This is a genomic window from Arthrobacter sp. zg-Y238, from assembly GCF_024385525.1.
GTDB lineage: Bacteria > Actinomycetota > Actinomycetes > Actinomycetales > Micrococcaceae > Arthrobacter_B > Arthrobacter_B jinronghuae.
In genome coordinates this window covers 166,926-181,749 of record NZ_JANFLU010000012.1, presented here as the reverse complement: position 1 = coordinate 181,749, position 14,824 = coordinate 166,926, and the positions used below count along the sequence as shown (strand labels likewise).

The 14,824-nt window shown below is 67.5% G+C and carries 12 protein-coding genes and 1 tRNA gene; 8 read left to right on the top strand and 5 right to left on the bottom strand.

The window, feature by feature from the left end; genetic code table 11:
* Window positions 1-75: 75 nt before the first annotated feature.
* Both NNX38_RS15375 and NNX38_RS15370 read right to left on the bottom strand, forming a co-directional pair.
* Window positions 76-1,026 (bottom strand): zinc-binding dehydrogenase, encoded by a 951-nt coding sequence (locus NNX38_RS15375; RefSeq protein ID WP_255798823.1) that lies wholly within the window; start codon window positions 1,024-1,026, stop codon window positions 76-78.
* 210 nt (window positions 1,027-1,236) lie between these two features.
* Complete coding sequence (locus NNX38_RS15370) at window positions 1,237-3,255, bottom strand: FAD/NAD(P)-binding domain-containing protein (protein ID WP_255798816.1); 2,019 nt, start codon at window positions 3,253-3,255, stop codon at window positions 1,237-1,239.
* A 97-nt stretch (window positions 3,256-3,352) separates the two neighbouring features.
* On the opposite strand from NNX38_RS15370, the gene NNX38_RS15365 reads away from it, so the two are divergent.
* The 4 genes from NNX38_RS15365 to NNX38_RS15350 all read left to right on the top strand — a co-directional run bounded on the left by NNX38_RS15365 (window position 3,353) and on the right by NNX38_RS15350 (window position 7,385).
* Entirely contained in the window at window positions 3,353-5,482 is a 2,130-nt protein-coding gene (locus NNX38_RS15365) for a prolyl oligopeptidase family protein (protein WP_255798815.1), read from the top strand.
* Window positions 5,483-5,566: 84 nt separating this feature from the next.
* A tRNA-Ser gene (locus NNX38_RS15360) sits at window positions 5,567-5,654 on the top strand.
* Between the two features lie 82 nt (window positions 5,655-5,736).
* The gene (locus NNX38_RS15355) at window positions 5,737-6,333 is read left to right on the top strand and encodes a GNAT family N-acetyltransferase (RefSeq protein WP_255798814.1); all 597 of its coding nucleotides are present in this window, start codon (window positions 5,737-5,739) and stop codon (window positions 6,331-6,333) included.
* 11 nt (window positions 6,334-6,344) lie between these two features.
* The gene (locus NNX38_RS15350; protein ID WP_255798813.1) at window positions 6,345-7,385 is read left to right on the top strand and encodes an aldo/keto reductase; all 1,041 of its coding nucleotides are present in this window, start codon (window positions 6,345-6,347) and stop codon (window positions 7,383-7,385) included.
* Between the two features lie 90 nt (window positions 7,386-7,475).
* Here NNX38_RS15350 and NNX38_RS15345 read toward each other — a convergent pair whose 3' ends face one another.
* Window positions 7,476-8,039 (bottom strand): hypothetical protein, encoded by a 564-nt coding sequence (locus NNX38_RS15345; RefSeq protein ID WP_255798824.1) that lies wholly within the window; start codon window positions 8,037-8,039, stop codon window positions 7,476-7,478.
* Window positions 8,040-8,128: 89 nt separating this feature from the next.
* On the opposite strand from NNX38_RS15345, the gene NNX38_RS15340 reads away from it, so the two are divergent.
* Window positions 8,129-8,965: a crotonase/enoyl-CoA hydratase family protein gene (locus NNX38_RS15340; protein WP_255798812.1), complete on the top strand. Its 837-nt coding sequence runs from the start codon at window positions 8,129-8,131 to the stop codon at window positions 8,963-8,965.
* Here NNX38_RS15340 and NNX38_RS15335 read toward each other — a convergent pair.
* Entirely contained in the window at window positions 8,916-9,512 is a 597-nt protein-coding gene (locus NNX38_RS15335; RefSeq protein WP_255798811.1) for a hypothetical protein, read from the bottom strand. The genes NNX38_RS15340 and NNX38_RS15335 overlap by 50 nt on opposite strands.
* A 254-nt stretch (window positions 9,513-9,766) precedes the next feature.
* Here NNX38_RS15335 and NNX38_RS15330 point away from each other — a divergent pair, with 254 nt between their 5' ends.
* Window positions 9,767-10,609, top strand: coding sequence for an alpha/beta fold hydrolase (locus tag NNX38_RS15330; RefSeq protein ID WP_255798810.1), 843 nt, complete (start codon window positions 9,767-9,769; stop codon window positions 10,607-10,609).
* 63 nt (window positions 10,610-10,672) lie between these two features.
* On the opposite strand, the gene NNX38_RS15325 is transcribed toward NNX38_RS15330, so the two are convergent.
* Entirely contained in the window at window positions 10,673-12,838 is a 2,166-nt protein-coding gene (locus NNX38_RS15325; protein WP_255798809.1) for a RecQ family ATP-dependent DNA helicase, read from the bottom strand.
* A gap of 99 nt (window positions 12,839-12,937) precedes the next feature.
* On the opposite strand from NNX38_RS15325, the gene NNX38_RS15320 reads away from it, so the two are divergent.
* Both NNX38_RS15320 and NNX38_RS15315 read left to right on the top strand, forming a co-directional pair.
* Window positions 12,938-14,344: a phosphomannomutase/phosphoglucomutase gene (locus NNX38_RS15320; protein WP_255798808.1), complete on the top strand. Its 1,407-nt coding sequence runs from the start codon at window positions 12,938-12,940 to the stop codon at window positions 14,342-14,344.
* A 3-nt stretch (window positions 14,345-14,347) separates the two neighbouring features.
* Window positions 14,348-14,800: a hypothetical protein gene (locus tag NNX38_RS15315; protein WP_229952962.1), complete on the top strand. Its 453-nt coding sequence runs from the start codon at window positions 14,348-14,350 to the stop codon at window positions 14,798-14,800.
* Window positions 14,801-14,824 lie beyond the last annotated feature (24 nt).

The window sequence follows — 14,824 nt, the reverse complement described above, 5'->3', positions numbered from 1 at the left end:
CTCAACTACACGGGCTCGGCACGCCCGGGGGGGGGGGCCCCCGGCCCGGGGGGCCCCCCCCGCCGTCGTCAACAGCTATTCGCCGAAGCGGGCCACCAAGCGCCCCAGCACCTGGTTGTTCTTGAGCCGCTCAAGCCCGTCACCGACCTGGTCGAAGCTGATTTCCTCGTAGCCCGGGGTGATCTCGCCGCGGAGCATCAGGTCGAAGACTTCCTCGATGTCGGCCACGGTGCCGCCAAGGGATCCCTCAATGGACTTGCCGAGGATGGTGTTGGTCGCCACCGTGAAGGTGGGCTTGCCGAGGCCTACCTGAACCACCTTGCCGCCACGCCGAACAGCGTTCACGGCCTTCTGGGTGGTGTCGAAACCTGCGTAGTCAACGATGAGGTCGAAGTCGCCGCCACGCCGTGGGTCGGTGACCCATTCCGCGGCATCCTTGACACAGGAAGCCACGCCGGCCTCCTTGGCATTGGCCCAGGCTTCTTCCTTCATCTCAGCCACGTGAACCTCGGCACCGGCCAGGACGGCGGCGCGGGCGCCGATCTGCCCCAGGCCGCCGAAGCCGATCACGCCGACCTTCATGCCCTTGGCTGCCTTCCCGACCTTGATCATGGCGTGGTAGGAGGTCATGCCGGCATCCGTGGCGAGGGCAGCGAGGGAAATATCGAGGCCCTCGGGAACGCGGGCCAGGTCGCGGTAGTCCGCAGCGAGCTTGTCCGCGAAGCCGCCGGGAGTGAACATGCCGGTAGGCGGCTGGACTCCGGAGGAGCATACGCCGACGACGTCCCCAACCTTGAAGCCGGTCACCTCGGATCCCAGCGCCGTGATCACGCCGGCGTTTTCATGCCCCTGCGTCATCGGCAGGAACGGCATGACCGCGTCGCCGACCTCCATGTACATCACGTCCGAGTGGCACAGGCCTGCTGCCTTGACGTCAATGATGACCTGTGTGGGACCGGGTTCCGGTTCCGGGACTTCGTTCAGCTGGATCGGTTTGCGGTCCCCCATGTACTGCCAAGCTTTCATCACAACGCGTCCTCTCGGGTTGATTCGCGAGGCGGCTGCCGTGCCGGATAGGAGCACGAAATGGAGTGGCTCAGCCCCGCTGGTGCCGATTTTATCGGCGCGGCACACCCTCAGGGGCCAGGTTCACCCGCCGCTGAGCGCTGGGCGCGCCGCTCCGGTGCCGCTCACCGCCGCTGTTACTGTGCGACGTGCAGGCTTGGAAAGCCGGGTTCAGCCCAGCACGACAGATTGGTCCTGGCCGGCGGACGGTTCCGGGGCCGTGGCCCGCGAGTCCGAACCCGCCGTGGACGCGGCAGCGGACAGCACCGCAGCGGCAATCGCGTCGGCGTCCTGCAGCGTCCGCGAGCCTTCCGCTGCCGGAGCGCCGGCCTCGGCGGCAATCGCCGTTCCCCACTGGACCGAGGACAACTGCAGCCCCAGCACAAACAGGTTCTCCACCGGTTCGCCGCTGACGCCCACCGCCCGATACGGCGGCAAGGTAACGTCCAGCCCGGGAGTCAGCACGGGGGTGCCGTCGGCGGACATCATGACCTTCGGCCGGGCCAGCCCGTCGCGGATCAGTCCTGCCAGCAACGGCGAGACACTGCGGTCCACCCGGTTGGGCGGCATCATGGCCTCCATCAGGGTGGAGGCGGCATACTCGGTGCCCACCCACGGCGAGGAGGCCGTGAACACGCCGCGGGCCTCGTCCACGTCGAAACGGGGATCGGGGCCGACAAAGTGCACCAGGCCGGCGCGGACCAGTGCGGCCAGCTGTTCGATCCGTTCCGGCGGCGGACCGCTCGCCAGGCCTTCGACGAGCGGTTCGAACCAGCCCCGCAGTTCGCTGAGCCAGGACGCTTCGGCCAGGCCGCCGTCGGCCACCACCGCTTTCAGCAGGCTGCGTCCGGCGTTCAGGGCTCCGATTGCCATCTTCAGCGGGTCGTCTTCCCCGGCGGCGGATCCGGCGGCGTCATCCTCCAGGTAGGCCAGGACGGCATTGTCCGCATCCTCGGCCCCGCTGAACGGCCGGCGGCCCAGCGGCTGCGCCAGGGCTTCAAGATTGGTGCGGCGGTTGGACGGAACGTAGGTATCCAGCACCGCTTCCTTCGCGGCGTCCCACTCCAGTCCCGGAAGGTTCAGTGCCGCTTCCAGCTGGTCCTGGAACTCGGCTGCGGTGCCGTTCAGCTCGGCGGGGGCCACCCGGGCGAGCGTGCTGTAATACGCCCAGACGGCGTCACGGTGCAGCAAGGGCCAGAGATCGTGGTCGAAACCGGGCAACAGTCCGTCGGCCCGCAAGGCGAGCGCCCTGTCGCGGGTCAGCCAGCGGAGGTGGACTCCGCGGGGAACGTAGGAGTCCAGTTTCGCCTTGGCCCGGTAGGGCGTGCCGCGGCGTGAAGCGGCGATCAGCTGCGGTTCCCGGCCCGAGGGTTCGTAGCGCAGGGCGCGGCCGGCAGGCTGCCCGGTGGACACATACCGCCCGCCGCGGCCGATGGTGGCGGCAGCCATCACGTCAAAGAAATTCAGGCCCAGTCCGCGCACCAGCACCGGTTCCCCGGCGGGCAGGCGGGAGAAGTCGACGTCGGCCGGCACGGCAGGCGGAAGGTAGGTCAGGCCGTGGCGTTGGGCGGCGTCCTGCAGCCGTGCCTGTTCCGGGGAAAGCAGTGCGGGCAGGTGCCCCAGGGCCAGCACTACGGCGTCGGTCGCCAGAACCTGCTGTCCTTCCAGCTCGACGATCAGCCGGCCGGCCGCTTCGCGGGAGATGCCCAGCGCTTCGGTGCGGCGGTGTACGAGCTCCACGCCGTCGTCGGCGGCCGTTTTCCGCAGCTGGTCGTAAGTCCACTCCAGATACCGCCCGTACAACGGACGGCTGGGGAAATCCGCGGGACCAAGCGCCGCCAGCTCCTGTCGGTCTCCGGCGGAGAGACTGTCCGCCGCACTGGTACCGGCGCCCATGAGCTCGCGCCACTGGTTGAAGGAGAGTCCTGCAGGCGAGGGCAGCAGGTCACGGACCGTATCCCCTGCCGGGACCACGGTGGGAAACAGTGCCGGGGTGTTCATTAGGAACAGCCGCGACTGGTTGGTCCGCCAGACGTGCCCCGGACCCGGACGAAACGGGTCAATCAGTTCAATGCGCAGGGGCCGGCGATGCGCGGAAGCACGCCGATTGGTCAGCAGCCGGTCCACTACGGAGAGGCCGCGGGGTCCTGCGCCAATGACAGCTACCCGGAAACTCTGCGTGTGATCCATCCATCTAGAATATCCGGAGCCGGAGCGGCCCGGGTTCGGGCAGGCGTGGACAGCCCGCCGGGCACACCCGGAAAGCGGCGGTGGCTAGGATGGGCGCATGACATCCCCCAACCTCGACGCCGCCGAGTCAGCCCCTACCGACGAGTTCCTCTGGCTGGAGGACATCTACGGAGAGAAGCAGCTGGACTGGGTCCGCTCGGAGAACACCGTGACCGAAAACCTGCTCTCGCGCACCGGATTCCAGCAGACGGAGGAACGCCTGCTCGAGGTCCTGGATTCCACGGACCGCATCCCCATGGTCGCCAAGCGCGGGGAGCACTATTACAACTTCTGGCGCGACGCGGAGCATCCCAAAGGCCTGTGGCGCCGCACCACGTGGGAGAGCTACACGTCCGCGGACACCGAGTGGGAGGTGCTGCTGGACCTGGACGCACTCACCGCCGCCGAAGGGACCGAATGGGTCTGGGGCGGGTCCATGTTCCTGCGCCCCGCCGACGGCGTCTCCTACCGCCGTGCACTGGTGGCCCTCTCCCCCGACGGCGGCGACGCGGCCCGCTACCGGGAGTTCGACGTCGTCGACCGCGCCTTCGTGTCCGGCGGGTTCGACATTCCCGCGGCGAAGAGCCGGATCAGCTGGGCCGACGAGGACAGCCTGTACGTGGGGACGGACTTCGGGCCGGGTTCCATGACCACCTCCTCCTATCCGCGCACCAGCCGCATTCTGCGACGCGGGCAGGCACTGTTGGACGCCGAACCCTTCTTCGAGATTCCTGAAGACCACATGATGGCCGTAGTGCAGCGGGACCAGACGCCCGGCTTCGAACGGGACCTGGCCGTGGACATCATCGACTTCTACAACACGCGCACCTTCCTGCGGGAGGGCAGCGACTGGGTACAGCTCGATGTCCCGCTGGACGTGAACGTGGATGTGCACCGCCAGTGGCTGCTGCTGCGTCCGCGTACCGATTGGGAGCTCGACGGCGTCATCCACCCCGCCGGTTCCCTGCTGGCCGCGTCGCTGGAAGATTTCACTGCCGGAAACCGGAGCGTCCACCGGCTCTTCACCCCGGATGCGTCCACGTCGCTGCAGTCCTGGAGCTGGACCCGGGACCGGCTGCTGCTGAACCTGCTGCGCGATGTCAGCTCCGAAATCCTGGTCCTCACCCCCGAAGACGGCTGGCGGGCGGACATCCTGGACGCCTGCCCGCCGCTGCACTCGGTGGACGCGTACGCCGTGGATGACGAGGATGAGGCCGCCGGCAACGACTACTGGCTGATCAGCACCGGGTTCCTCACGCCGTCCACGCTGTCCCGCGGCACCCTCGCCGGTCCCGGTTCCCGGGACGGCCGCCGGGCCGAGGCGGTCAAGACCTCACCCACCATGTTCGACGCGGCGGGACTGACGGTCGAACAGCACTTCGCCGTGTCCGCGGACGGCACCAAGGTGCCCTATTTCCAGGTGGGCCCGGAGGATCTGGTGCTCGACGGCGGCAACCCCACCCTGCTCAACGGGTACGGCGGATTCGAAGCCTCCCTGACCCCTGCGTACAGCGGGGTGGTGGGCCGCGGCTGGCTGGAGCGGCGCACCACGGATGCCGACGGCGTCGAACGGCACGGCGTCTACGTGCTGGCCAACATCCGCGGCGGCGGGGAATACGGACCCGAATGGCACCGCGCCGCTCTGCAGGAAAACCGGCACCGGGCCTATGAGGACTTCGCCGCCGTGGCTGAGGACCTGGTGGCCCGCGGTGTCACGTCCCGGGAGCATCTGGGCTGCACCGGGCGCAGCAACGGCGGACTGCTGGTGGGTAACATGCTCACCACCTATCCGCACCTGTTCGGTGCTGTTTCCTGCGGGGTGCCGCTGCTGGACATGCGCCGCTACACGAAGCTTTCCGCCGGTTATTCCTGGATTGCCGAATACGGTGATCCGGACGATCCGGCCCAGTGGGAGTTCGTTCAGACGTTCTCCCCCTACCACCTGATCAAGGAAGATGTCTCTTATCCGCCCACGCTGATCTGGACGGCCACCAGCGATGACCGGGTAGGGCCGGTGCAGGCCCGCAAAATGGCTGCCCGGATGAAGGCCATGGGTGCGGACAAGGTCTGGTTCCATGAAGCGCTGGAGGGCGGGCACGCCGGTGCGGCGGATAATCGGCAGTCGGCCCGGATGCACGCCATGTCCTACGAATTCCTCTGGGAAGCGCTCACCGGAAGACTGGGCTGAGGCGTTTTGCCCTAATCGGCAAGTTGCCGGTAGTCTTGTCAGGCTGGCAGCGGAAGCTGCAAGTCATGTTGAGATAAGCATGTTGGAGACGTGCCAGAGCGGCCGAATGGGCTTCACTGCTAATGAAGTGTGGGCCTAAAGCCCACCGGGGGTTCAAATCCCCCCGTCTCCGCGCTGAAACCCCCGGGAAACCGGGGGTTTTTTTGCGTCTACCCTAGATTCACCACCGAATCGCTTCAGAAGGGCACGCAGCTATGGCACGGGACGGCATCCTGCTTCACGGACCGCGGGTGACGCTGCGGGATTTCCGGGCCGACGACGTCGACGCCGTGCACGCGTTTGCCTCCGATCCGGTGGTCACGCAGTGGTCCACGTGGGGGCCCAACACCTTGTCCGATACACGGTCCTTCGTCGCGGACGCCGCCGCCGAACCTGCTTCCCCGGCGAGGACCGGGTTCACTCTGGCTGTGCTGTTCCAGGACCGTCTAGTGGGGACGGCGGCTGTGTGGACCACCAGCGCATCCGACCGCAACGGGGAACTGGGCTACACCCTTGCCCGCGGTGTTTGGGGATTGGGCCTTGCCACCGAGGCCGCAGCGCTCCTGCTCGGCCATGCCTTCGGTCCGATGGGGCTGGTGCGTGTGGAGGCCACCTGCCATCCCGGGAACGCGGGTTCGGTCCGGGTGCTGGAAAAGAACGGCTTCACCTTCGAAGGCCGACTCCGGGAGCACCGGCTGGTGGGCGGGAAGCGGCGGGATTCCCTGTTGTTCGCCGCCCTGCTTTCAGACCGGGAGCTTTCAGGCCCCACGGCGGATAAGCTGGCAGCCGGTTCACCAGCTTCCCTAGCGTGAAGGAAACATCCATGGAAATGCGACTGCTCGGCAACAGCGGAACGTCGGTCAGCAACTATGCGCTGGGCACCATGACCTTCGGCAACGAATCCGACGACCGGGCCTCGCACGCCATCCTCAACGATTACGTGCGTGCCGGCGGAAACTTCGTGGACACTGCGGATGTTTACACAACCGGTGCGTCCGAAGAAATCATCGGCCGCTGGCTGCACACCCATCCCACGGAAGCGGCCGACGTCGTCCTGGCCACCAAGGGGCGCTTCCCGATGGGCGGCGGGGCGAACGACCTGGGCACCTCCCGCCGGCACCTGCGCCGCGCGCTGGACGACTCCCTGATGCGGCTGGGCGTGGACCACGTGGACCTGTACCAACTGCATGCCTGGGATCCGTGCACGCCGCTTGAGGAGAGCCTGGGCTTCCTCAATGACGCGATTACCGCGGGGAAGATCAGCTATTACGGGCTTTCCAACTTCACCGGCTGGCAACTGACCAAGGCCGTCTACGTGGCCCGGGAACACGGCTGGGCTTTGCCGGTCACGCTCCAGCCGCAGTACAACCTGCTTGAACGGGAGATCGAATCCGAGATTGTTCCCGCAGCGCTCGACGCCGGACTGGGGTTGCTGCCCTGGTCACCGCTCGCCGGGGGCTGGCTCACCGGCAAGTATGACCGCGAGACAGTTCCCGCCGGAAACACGCGCGTGGGCGACAACCCCACGCGGCAGTTCCAGGGGTGGGACCTGCGCAGCCACAACGAGCGGACCTGGCGGATCCTCGACGAACTGCGGACCGTGGCTGCCGCGCACTCCGCCACGCCGGCACAGGTGGCGCTGGCCTGGCTGGCGGACCGTCCCGGAGTGACCTCGGTAATTCTCGGCGCGCGCACCACGGACCAGCTCGCGGACAATCTGGGAGCGGCGTTCCTGGTGCTGACCGACGAGGAAAAGCAGCGCCTGACGGAGCTGAGCGTCCCGCAGGTCGGCAACTACCCGTACGGCCCGGACGGCCGGAACCAGCGGGAGCGTCTGCTTGAGGGCGGCCGGGCCGGGCGGTAACACCTGCTGCACCCGGTGTCCCGGCGGGACCCGGGGCAAAGTAAAGGCCGGGCCGCGCCGGCCCGGCCTTTGCCCTCCCTTAAGGTGCCCCTACGGCTTCAGGAAGTCCTCGGGCCGCAGCTGCTGGGCCCACTTGCTGATCTCTTCTTCCCGGACCGCTTCTGATTCTGCGCCTGCTGCGGGCTTGGCCGCGTCCGGCTTGGCAGTGTCCGGCTTAGCCGCGTCCGGCTTAGCAGTGTCCGGCTTAGCCGCGGACCCGGGATCCGGAATGGGCCGTACATACGGCTGCGGGTGCGCCGCCATGTTCGTGATGGCAGCCCCCGAGGCCCGGATGCCGGCGCCGGTGAACATCGCGTAGAGCTTCAGCGCCTTTACCGGCTGGCCCTGTCCGAGGGCGGCATATATCTGCCGGTGCTGATCTGCGCTCAGCAGCGCGGCAGCGTCCCTGGCGGCCTGCGGCGACGTGCCGGTTGCCGCCGGCGCGGGACGGGGACGTGCAGGCCGTGCCGGCCGCGCACCGCCCGAACCGTCGGCACCGCTGGAAGCGCCTGCCTCCGGCTTGGGGTTGGCGGCACGGCGCTTCTCAAACCTGCCCCAGAGCGCGCTCAAAACAGCGATGGATAGGACGAAGAGAATGATAACCGCAAGCTCCATACCTTGATCCTAGCTTTGCTTTCTTCGGGCCTTAAAACGACCGGTATATTGACGTCCAGCACAATGACGCCCAAATCAACGGAGATGCCATGACGTCCAGCGCCACTTCACTGCCTTCCCTGAAATCCCTGAGTGTCGAAATTCATGACGGCGTGGCCGAAGTGCAGCTGATTGGCCCCTCCAAAGGCAACGCCATGGGCCCGGATTTCTGGGCCGAGCTGCCCGCGGTGTTTGACGCGCTCAGCACCGACGACGCCGTCCGGTCCGTCCTGCTCTACGGCTCCGGCGGGAATTTCAGCTACGGCCTGGACCTGCCCGCCATGGCTCCCGTGTTTGCCCCGCTGCTCGCGGCCGGCGGTATGGATGCCAAGCTGCGCGAGGGCTTCCGCGGGCAGATCAAGGACCTCCAGGACGCCGTCACGTCACTGGCCCGCTGCACGAAGCCGGTGATTGCAGCGGTAGACGGCTGGTGCATCGGCGGAGCCATAGACGTTATTGCCGCAGCGGACATCCGCATTTCCTCCCGCACCGCGCGCTTCAGCGTCCGTGAGGTTCGGGTAGCCATCGTGGCGGACCTCGGCTCGCTGCAGCGGCTGCCTGCCATCATCGGTGAAGGCGCCACCCGTCAGCTGGCCCTGACCGGAGAGGATTTTGACGCCGCCCGCGCCGCGTCCCTCGGCCTGGTCACGGAACTGGCGGACGACGTCGTCGCACGCGGACGAGAGCTGGCGGTCCAGATAGCCGCGAATCCCCCGCTGGTGGTGCAGGGCGTCAAGCAGGTTCTGAACCGGCGGACGCAGGGGCAGGTCCAGGACGGGCTGGACTATGTGCAGGTCTGGAACTCGGCGTTCCTGGCCAGCCACGATTTCGGCGAGGCTACCGCTGCCTTCGCTGAACGGCGTCCGCCGGTTTACCGCGGCCAGTAGGGATTCCGGACGGCAGGGTTCGACTGCCCGGCCGCGCCGCGACCGAGAGGGCGGCAACGGCCACCAGCCCCAGCATCACCGGCGCCCCGGGCAGGTCAGGAAACACCGCGAGCACGATTGCTGCGGAGAATGCCGTGAGGCCCATCGCCGCGGTCCTCAGGTCCCGGGTCCGCACCGCAAGCAGCAGCACTGCCAGGCCCAGAACCGGACTGAAGACCAGATCCGGGGTGAAGGGAACGCTGAACACTGCAAGTCCTGCGAGCGCTGCCAGGGCTCCCCGCTGCTGCCGGATGCCCCGCCGATCCTCATGCCGCGCGGTGAGCAGCCAGACAACTATGAGTTGCGCCGCGGCCAGGATCCCGGAGCCGAAACCGACAAGCAGGGAGCCGAACCAGTTCTGCGGAAGGAAAGGCAGGTTGCCGGCGCCGGCGAGGTGCCAGGCCGCGCCCAGCACTGCTCCGGCACCTGCCGCAGCCGCCAACCACCGTGTCGCGTTGCGGTCCGCTTTCCGTTCAGTGCCCGCCGCTGGCGAGTCATCCTGAGACATGCGCTTCCCCTCCCGGCAGCACTTGCCGCCTCCCGGGATCGAGTCTGCAGCATTTACCGTTATTCCGCCCGAAAGCTGCAAGTATTGCAGACTCGATTTCCACTCCGGCTGCTGGGCGCAGCCTTCGGCGCCACGGGCTTCACCGCCGTCCAGAGTTCCACGGGCCGCACGCTTACCGAATGGCGGTCCTTCTCTTAGCATCTTCCTCGCAGCGGGAACGGCCGTTCCCGCCCGATCCGAGAGGGGAACTCCTGATGGGCTACATCGAAGTTGGCACCGAGAACAGCACTGCCATTCACCTCTACTACGAAGACCAGGGAACCGGCCGGCCGGTAGTGCTGATCCACGGGTATCCCCTGGACGGCCACAGCTGGGAGCGCCAGACCCGCGAGCTGCTCGCTGCAGGCCACCGCGTCATCACCTATGACCGGCGTGGCTTCGGACAGTCCAGCAAGGTCGGTTCCGGCTACGACTACGACACCTTCGCGGCGGATCTGAACACGGTGCTGGAGACGCTCGACCTCCAGGACGTCATCCTGGTCGGTTTCTCCATGGGCACCGGGGAACTTGCCCGCTACGTCAGCCGGCACGGCCATGAGCGCATTGCCAAGCTCGCGTTCCTCGCCTCACTCGAGCCCTACCTGGTGGCACGGGACGACAACCCCGACGGCGTGCCGCAGGAGGTGTTCGACGGCATCGAAGCAGCCGCCCGCGACGACCGGTACGCCTGGTTCACCAGCTTCTACTCCAATTTCTACAACCTGGAGGAGAACCTGGGCAGCCGCATCAGCCAGGAGGCCGTCACCGCCAGCTGGAACGTGGCCATCTCCAGCGCGCCGGTCGCCGCCTACGCCGTGGTGCCCACGTGGATTGAAGACTTCAGGGCCGACGTCGACGCGGTCCGCGAAAGCGGCAAGCCCGTGATGATCCTGCACGGCACGGCGGACAACATCCTGCCGATCGACGCCACCGCCCGCCGCTTCCGGAAGTTGGTCCCCGCAGCGGACTACGTGGAGATCGACGGCGCGCCGCACGGCCTACTGTGGACGCACGCTGGCGAGGTCAACAAGGCGCTGCTGGAATTCGTTGGCAAATAACCGGCGGGAAACAGCGGCGGGACGGGCTCAGCCGTCCCGCCGCTGGCGCCTCCCAGGGCGGCGCTAGGCCTTCAGCGCGAGCACGAACGGCAGCACCGCCTGGGCACCGGCTTCCCGCAGCACCCGCCCGGCTTCCGTGAGCGTCCAGCGGCTGTCGGCGAAATCATCCACCAGCAGCACCGGTCCGGGGTTCGCGGCGAACCAGGCAGCCCCTTCCGGGGGAACCGCAAACTGGTCCCAGACGGAGGCCAGCCGGAAGGCACTGTTGCCGCCGGGGCCGCCCGTGGGACCGCCGTGCGGCAGCTGCAGCGCCCCCAGATAGGGAATCCGGCCCAGTTCCGAGAGGCCGCGAGCCAGCGAATCCACCAGCTGGGGCCGGGACCGGGACGGAATGGAGACAATGGCGACCGGGCGTTCGGCCCAGCCCCACTGGGCCAGGACCTGTACGCAACCTTGAAGCAGCGCCGGGTCCACGGGCAGGTCTTGAGCGCCCGGAGCAAAGATTTCACGCAGCCGTCCGCCCCAGCCCAGATCGGTCAGCCGGGCCAGGGCACGCCCGTCGGCAACGGTCCGGTCCGGCTTGATCTTGCCCTTGACCGGCACACCCAGCCGGTCCATGCCCGAGGGATACATTCCACGCGGATCCACCTCCACGCCAACCTTGTCCAGCGCCTGCGCCGCGTTGTCGGTGGCCTCGGCCGCGACGTCGTCGCCGAACCAGCGGCCGGCACAGTTGTCGCAGCGCCCGCAGGGTGCGGCCGCCGGATCGTCGAGCTGCTGGGACAGGAACTGCATGCGGCAGCCGGTTGTGCTCTCGTAATCGAGCATGGCCTGCTGTTCCTTCACCCGGGCAGCGGCAATCCGTTCATAGCGTTCCCGGTCGTAATGCCACGGTTGCCCGGTGCCCCGCCAGCCGCCGGACACCTTCTCGACGGCGCCGTCCACGGACAGGACCTTCAACAGCAGTTCCAGCGGCGAGCGCTTCAGGTTGACCCGGGTCTCCAGGACACCGACGGACAGGACTTCGCCGGAAGCCAGCTCGGCGAGCACCGCGGTGGCCGGTCCTTCCTCCGGCATGGAGGACGTGGCAAAGTACTGCCAGATGTCACGGTCCTCCGCGCCCGGCAGCAGCAGCACATCTGCGTTCGGGGTGCCGCGGCCGGCACGTCCCACCTGCTGGTAGTAGGCCACCGGTGAAGACGGCGCACCCAGGTGGATCACGAAGCCCAGATCAGGTTTGTCGAAGCCCATGCCCAGTGCGCTGGTGGCCACCAGCGCCTTGACCCGGTTCTCCTTCAGGGCGGCTTCGGCCTCTTCCCGGTCCGCGGGGTCGGTGCGCCCGGTGTAGGCGAGAACCGGATGTCCGGCCTTCTGGAGCAGCCGGGCGGTGTCTTCGGCGCCGGAGACGGTCAGGGCGTAGATGATGCCGCTGCCTGGCAGGTCGTCCAGGTGCGTCAGCAGCCAGGCCAGGCGCGCCTTGGGGTTGGGCAGCCGCAGGACACCGAGCCGCAGGGATTTGCGGGCCAGCGGGCCGCGGATGGTGAAGACGTCTTCGCCGCCGGCGGCCAGCTGTTCCTCAATGTCCTTCACCACGCGGCTGTTGGCCGTGGCAGTGGTGGCCAGTACAGGAACCGTGGAGGGCAGCCGCTCGATCAGGTGGCGGATGCGGCGGTAGTCCGGACGGAAGTCGTGGCCCCAGTCGGAGATGCAGTGCGCTTCGTCGATCACCAGCAGTCCGGAACGCCGGATCAGCTCGGGCAGGTGCTGTTCGCGGAACCCGGGATTGTTCAACCGTTCCGGGGAAACCAGCAGCACATCCACCTCGTCGGCCTCGAGCTTTGCGGAAATGTCCTGCCACTCCAGCTGGTTGGCGGAGTTGATGGCTACGGCCCGCACCCCGGCCCGCGCGGCGGCGGCCACCTGGTCCCGCATCAGCGCCAGCAGCGGGGAAACAATCAGCGTGGGACCTGCCCCCCGTGCCCGCAGCAACAGGCTGGCGACGAAGTACACCGCAGACTTGCCCCAGCCGGTGCGCTGGACCACCAGGGCGCGCCGTCCGCCGGCCACCAGGGCCTCAATGGCTTCGAACTGGTCCTGGTGGAACTCCGCGGAGTCATTGCCCACCAGGGCCCGCAGCAGCTCCACCGCCTCGCCGTGCAGCGGACGGGTTGTTTCAGAAGTCTCCGAAACAGTCCCAGAAACAGTGCCTTGCGTATCAGTGCTTTCCATACCATCCACTATCCCAGCACCTGAGGAACTGTTCCCTGCATCGGATTTGAACTGTGGACAAAAGACCGCCGCGGCGGGCGCCCCTATAGACTGGCCAACGTGAACAATGCATTCGACCTCTCCGCGTCCTTCAAGGCCTACGACGTCCGCGGCGTCGTGGGCGAGACCATCACCCCGCAGATCGTCGAGGCCGTAGGGGCCGCGTTTGTAGACGTCCAGGGCCTGTCCGGACAGACGGTACTGGTTGGCGGTGACATGCGTCCGTCCTCTCCCGAGTTCATCCGCGACTTCGCGCGCGGCGCCACCGCCCGCGGCGCCGACGTGCTCCTGCTGGACCTGATTTCCACCGATGAGCTCTACTACGCCTGCGGAGTGCTGAATGCGGCCGGCGTGACCTTCACTGCCAGCCACAACCCGGCGCAGTACAACGGGATCAAGATGGCCAAGGCCGGCGCCGTGCCCATCTCCTCCGAGACCGGCCTCAAGGAGATCCAGGCCCTCGCCGAGCAGTACCTGAATGACGGCGTCATTCCGGCGGCGGCAACCAAGGGTTCCATCTCCGTCCGGGACGTCCTGGCCGACTACTCCAAGTACCTGCGCAACCTGGTGGACCTGTCCGGAATCCGGCCGCTGAAGGTAGTGGTGGATGCGGGCAACGGCATGGCTGGCATGACCACCCCCGCAGTGCTCGGCGACAGCATCCTGCCCAGGCTGCCCCTGGACATTGTTCCCCTCTACTTTGAACTGGACGGGTCCTTCCCGAACCACCCGGCCAACCCGCTGGAGCCGGAGAACCTGCGGGACCTGCAGGCCGCCGTCGTCGAACACGGTGCCGACATCGGCCTGGCGTTCGACGGCGACGCCGACCGCTGCTTCGTCATCGACGAAAAGGGCGAGCCGGTCAGCCCCTCCGCCGTCACCGCCCTGGTCGCGCGCCGCGAGATCGCCCGGGCCAAGGCCGGCGGCGAAGAGACGCCCGTGATCATCCACAACCTGATCACCTCCCGGGCCGTGCCCGAACTGGTGGCGCACGACGGCGGCCGTGCCGTCCGCACGCGGGTGGGCCACTCCTTCATCAAGGCAGTGATGGCCAGCGAAGGTGCCGTCTTCGGCGGCGAGCACTCCGCGCACTACTACTTCCGCGACTTCTACAACGCCGACACCGGCATGCTCGCGGCGATGCACGTACTCGCTGCCCTGGGCGAGCAGACCCGCAGCCTCTCGGATCTGGCCCGCGAATACGAGCCGTACATCTCCTCCGGCGAGGTGAACTCCCGGGTCGAGGACGTCCCGGCCGCCGTCGCCCGCGTCCGCGCCGAGTTCGAGCGCGACGGCGTCACGGTGGACACCCTCGACGGCGTGACGTTCACCTCCGACGACGGCGCGTGGTGGTTCAACCTCCGCGCGTCCAACACCGAACCCTTCCTGCGGCTGAACGCTGAAGCAGAGGATCTGCCCACCATGGAGCGGGTCCGCGACCACGTATTGAAACTAGTAAGGAAATAACAAATGGCTGATGTAGAACTGAACGGATCAGAGCCCTCCGCCGAGGTCCAGGAGGACCTGAACTCCCTGCTGGGTACCGCCCTCGGCGTAACGCAGGAGCAGCTTGAGGCGCAGGGTGCGTTCCTGCCGGCCGCGCTCGTGGTGCAGAACGACGGCGAGCTGCGGATGATCGCCGTCGCCCCCGAGGACAGCGACGAGGACCTGGATGCAGACTCGATGATCGATGACCTTTACACGGTGCTGACCGAGCAGAAGGGTGAGAACCGCGCGGTTGCCGTCTTCTCGGACATCCACCTGCCGGAGGAAAACACCGACGCCATCCACATCGTCACCGAGCACTCCGAAGGCGTCTGCATCTCCGCGATCCAGACCTACTCGGAGCAGGACGGCGAGTGGACGTTCAACGAACCCATCTGGGAGGGCGGCGAGCCCATCGTCTGGGCCGACGCTGAGTAACCAGCCCTGGCACTGCAAAAGGGA

Bases quoted from the DNA above. Each gene is read 5' to 3' on its own strand.
- NNX38_RS15340 (WP_255798812.1), top strand. From the start codon at position 8,129: ATGACGTCCAGCGCCACTTCACTGCCTTCCCTGAAATCCCTGAGTGTC.
- NNX38_RS15335 (WP_255798811.1), bottom strand. From the start codon at position 9,512: ATGTCTCAGGATGACTCGCCAGCGGCGGGCACTGAACGGAAAGCGGAC.
- NNX38_RS15345 (WP_255798824.1), bottom strand. From the start codon at position 8,039: ATGGAGCTTGCGGTTATCATTCTCTTCGTCCTATCCATCGCTGTTTTG.
- NNX38_RS15375 (WP_255798823.1), bottom strand. From the start codon at position 1,026: ATGAAAGCTTGGCAGTACATGGGGGACCGCAAACCGATCCAGCTGAAC.
- NNX38_RS15315 (WP_229952962.1), top strand. From the start codon at position 14,348: ATGGCTGATGTAGAACTGAACGGATCAGAGCCCTCCGCCGAGGTCCAG.
- NNX38_RS15370 (WP_255798816.1), bottom strand. From the start codon at position 3,255: ATGGATCACACGCAGAGTTTCCGGGTAGCTGTCATTGGCGCAGGACCC.
- NNX38_RS15355 (WP_255798814.1), top strand. From the start codon at position 5,737: ATGGCACGGGACGGCATCCTGCTTCACGGACCGCGGGTGACGCTGCGG.
- NNX38_RS15330 (WP_255798810.1), top strand. From the start codon at position 9,767: ATGGGCTACATCGAAGTTGGCACCGAGAACAGCACTGCCATTCACCTC.
- NNX38_RS15365 (WP_255798815.1), top strand. From the start codon at position 3,353: ATGACATCCCCCAACCTCGACGCCGCCGAGTCAGCCCCTACCGACGAG.
- NNX38_RS15350 (WP_255798813.1), top strand. From the start codon at position 6,345: ATGGAAATGCGACTGCTCGGCAACAGCGGAACGTCGGTCAGCAACTAT.
- NNX38_RS15325 (WP_255798809.1), bottom strand. From the start codon at position 12,838: ATGGAAAGCACTGATACGCAAGGCACTGTTTCTGGGACTGTTTCGGAG.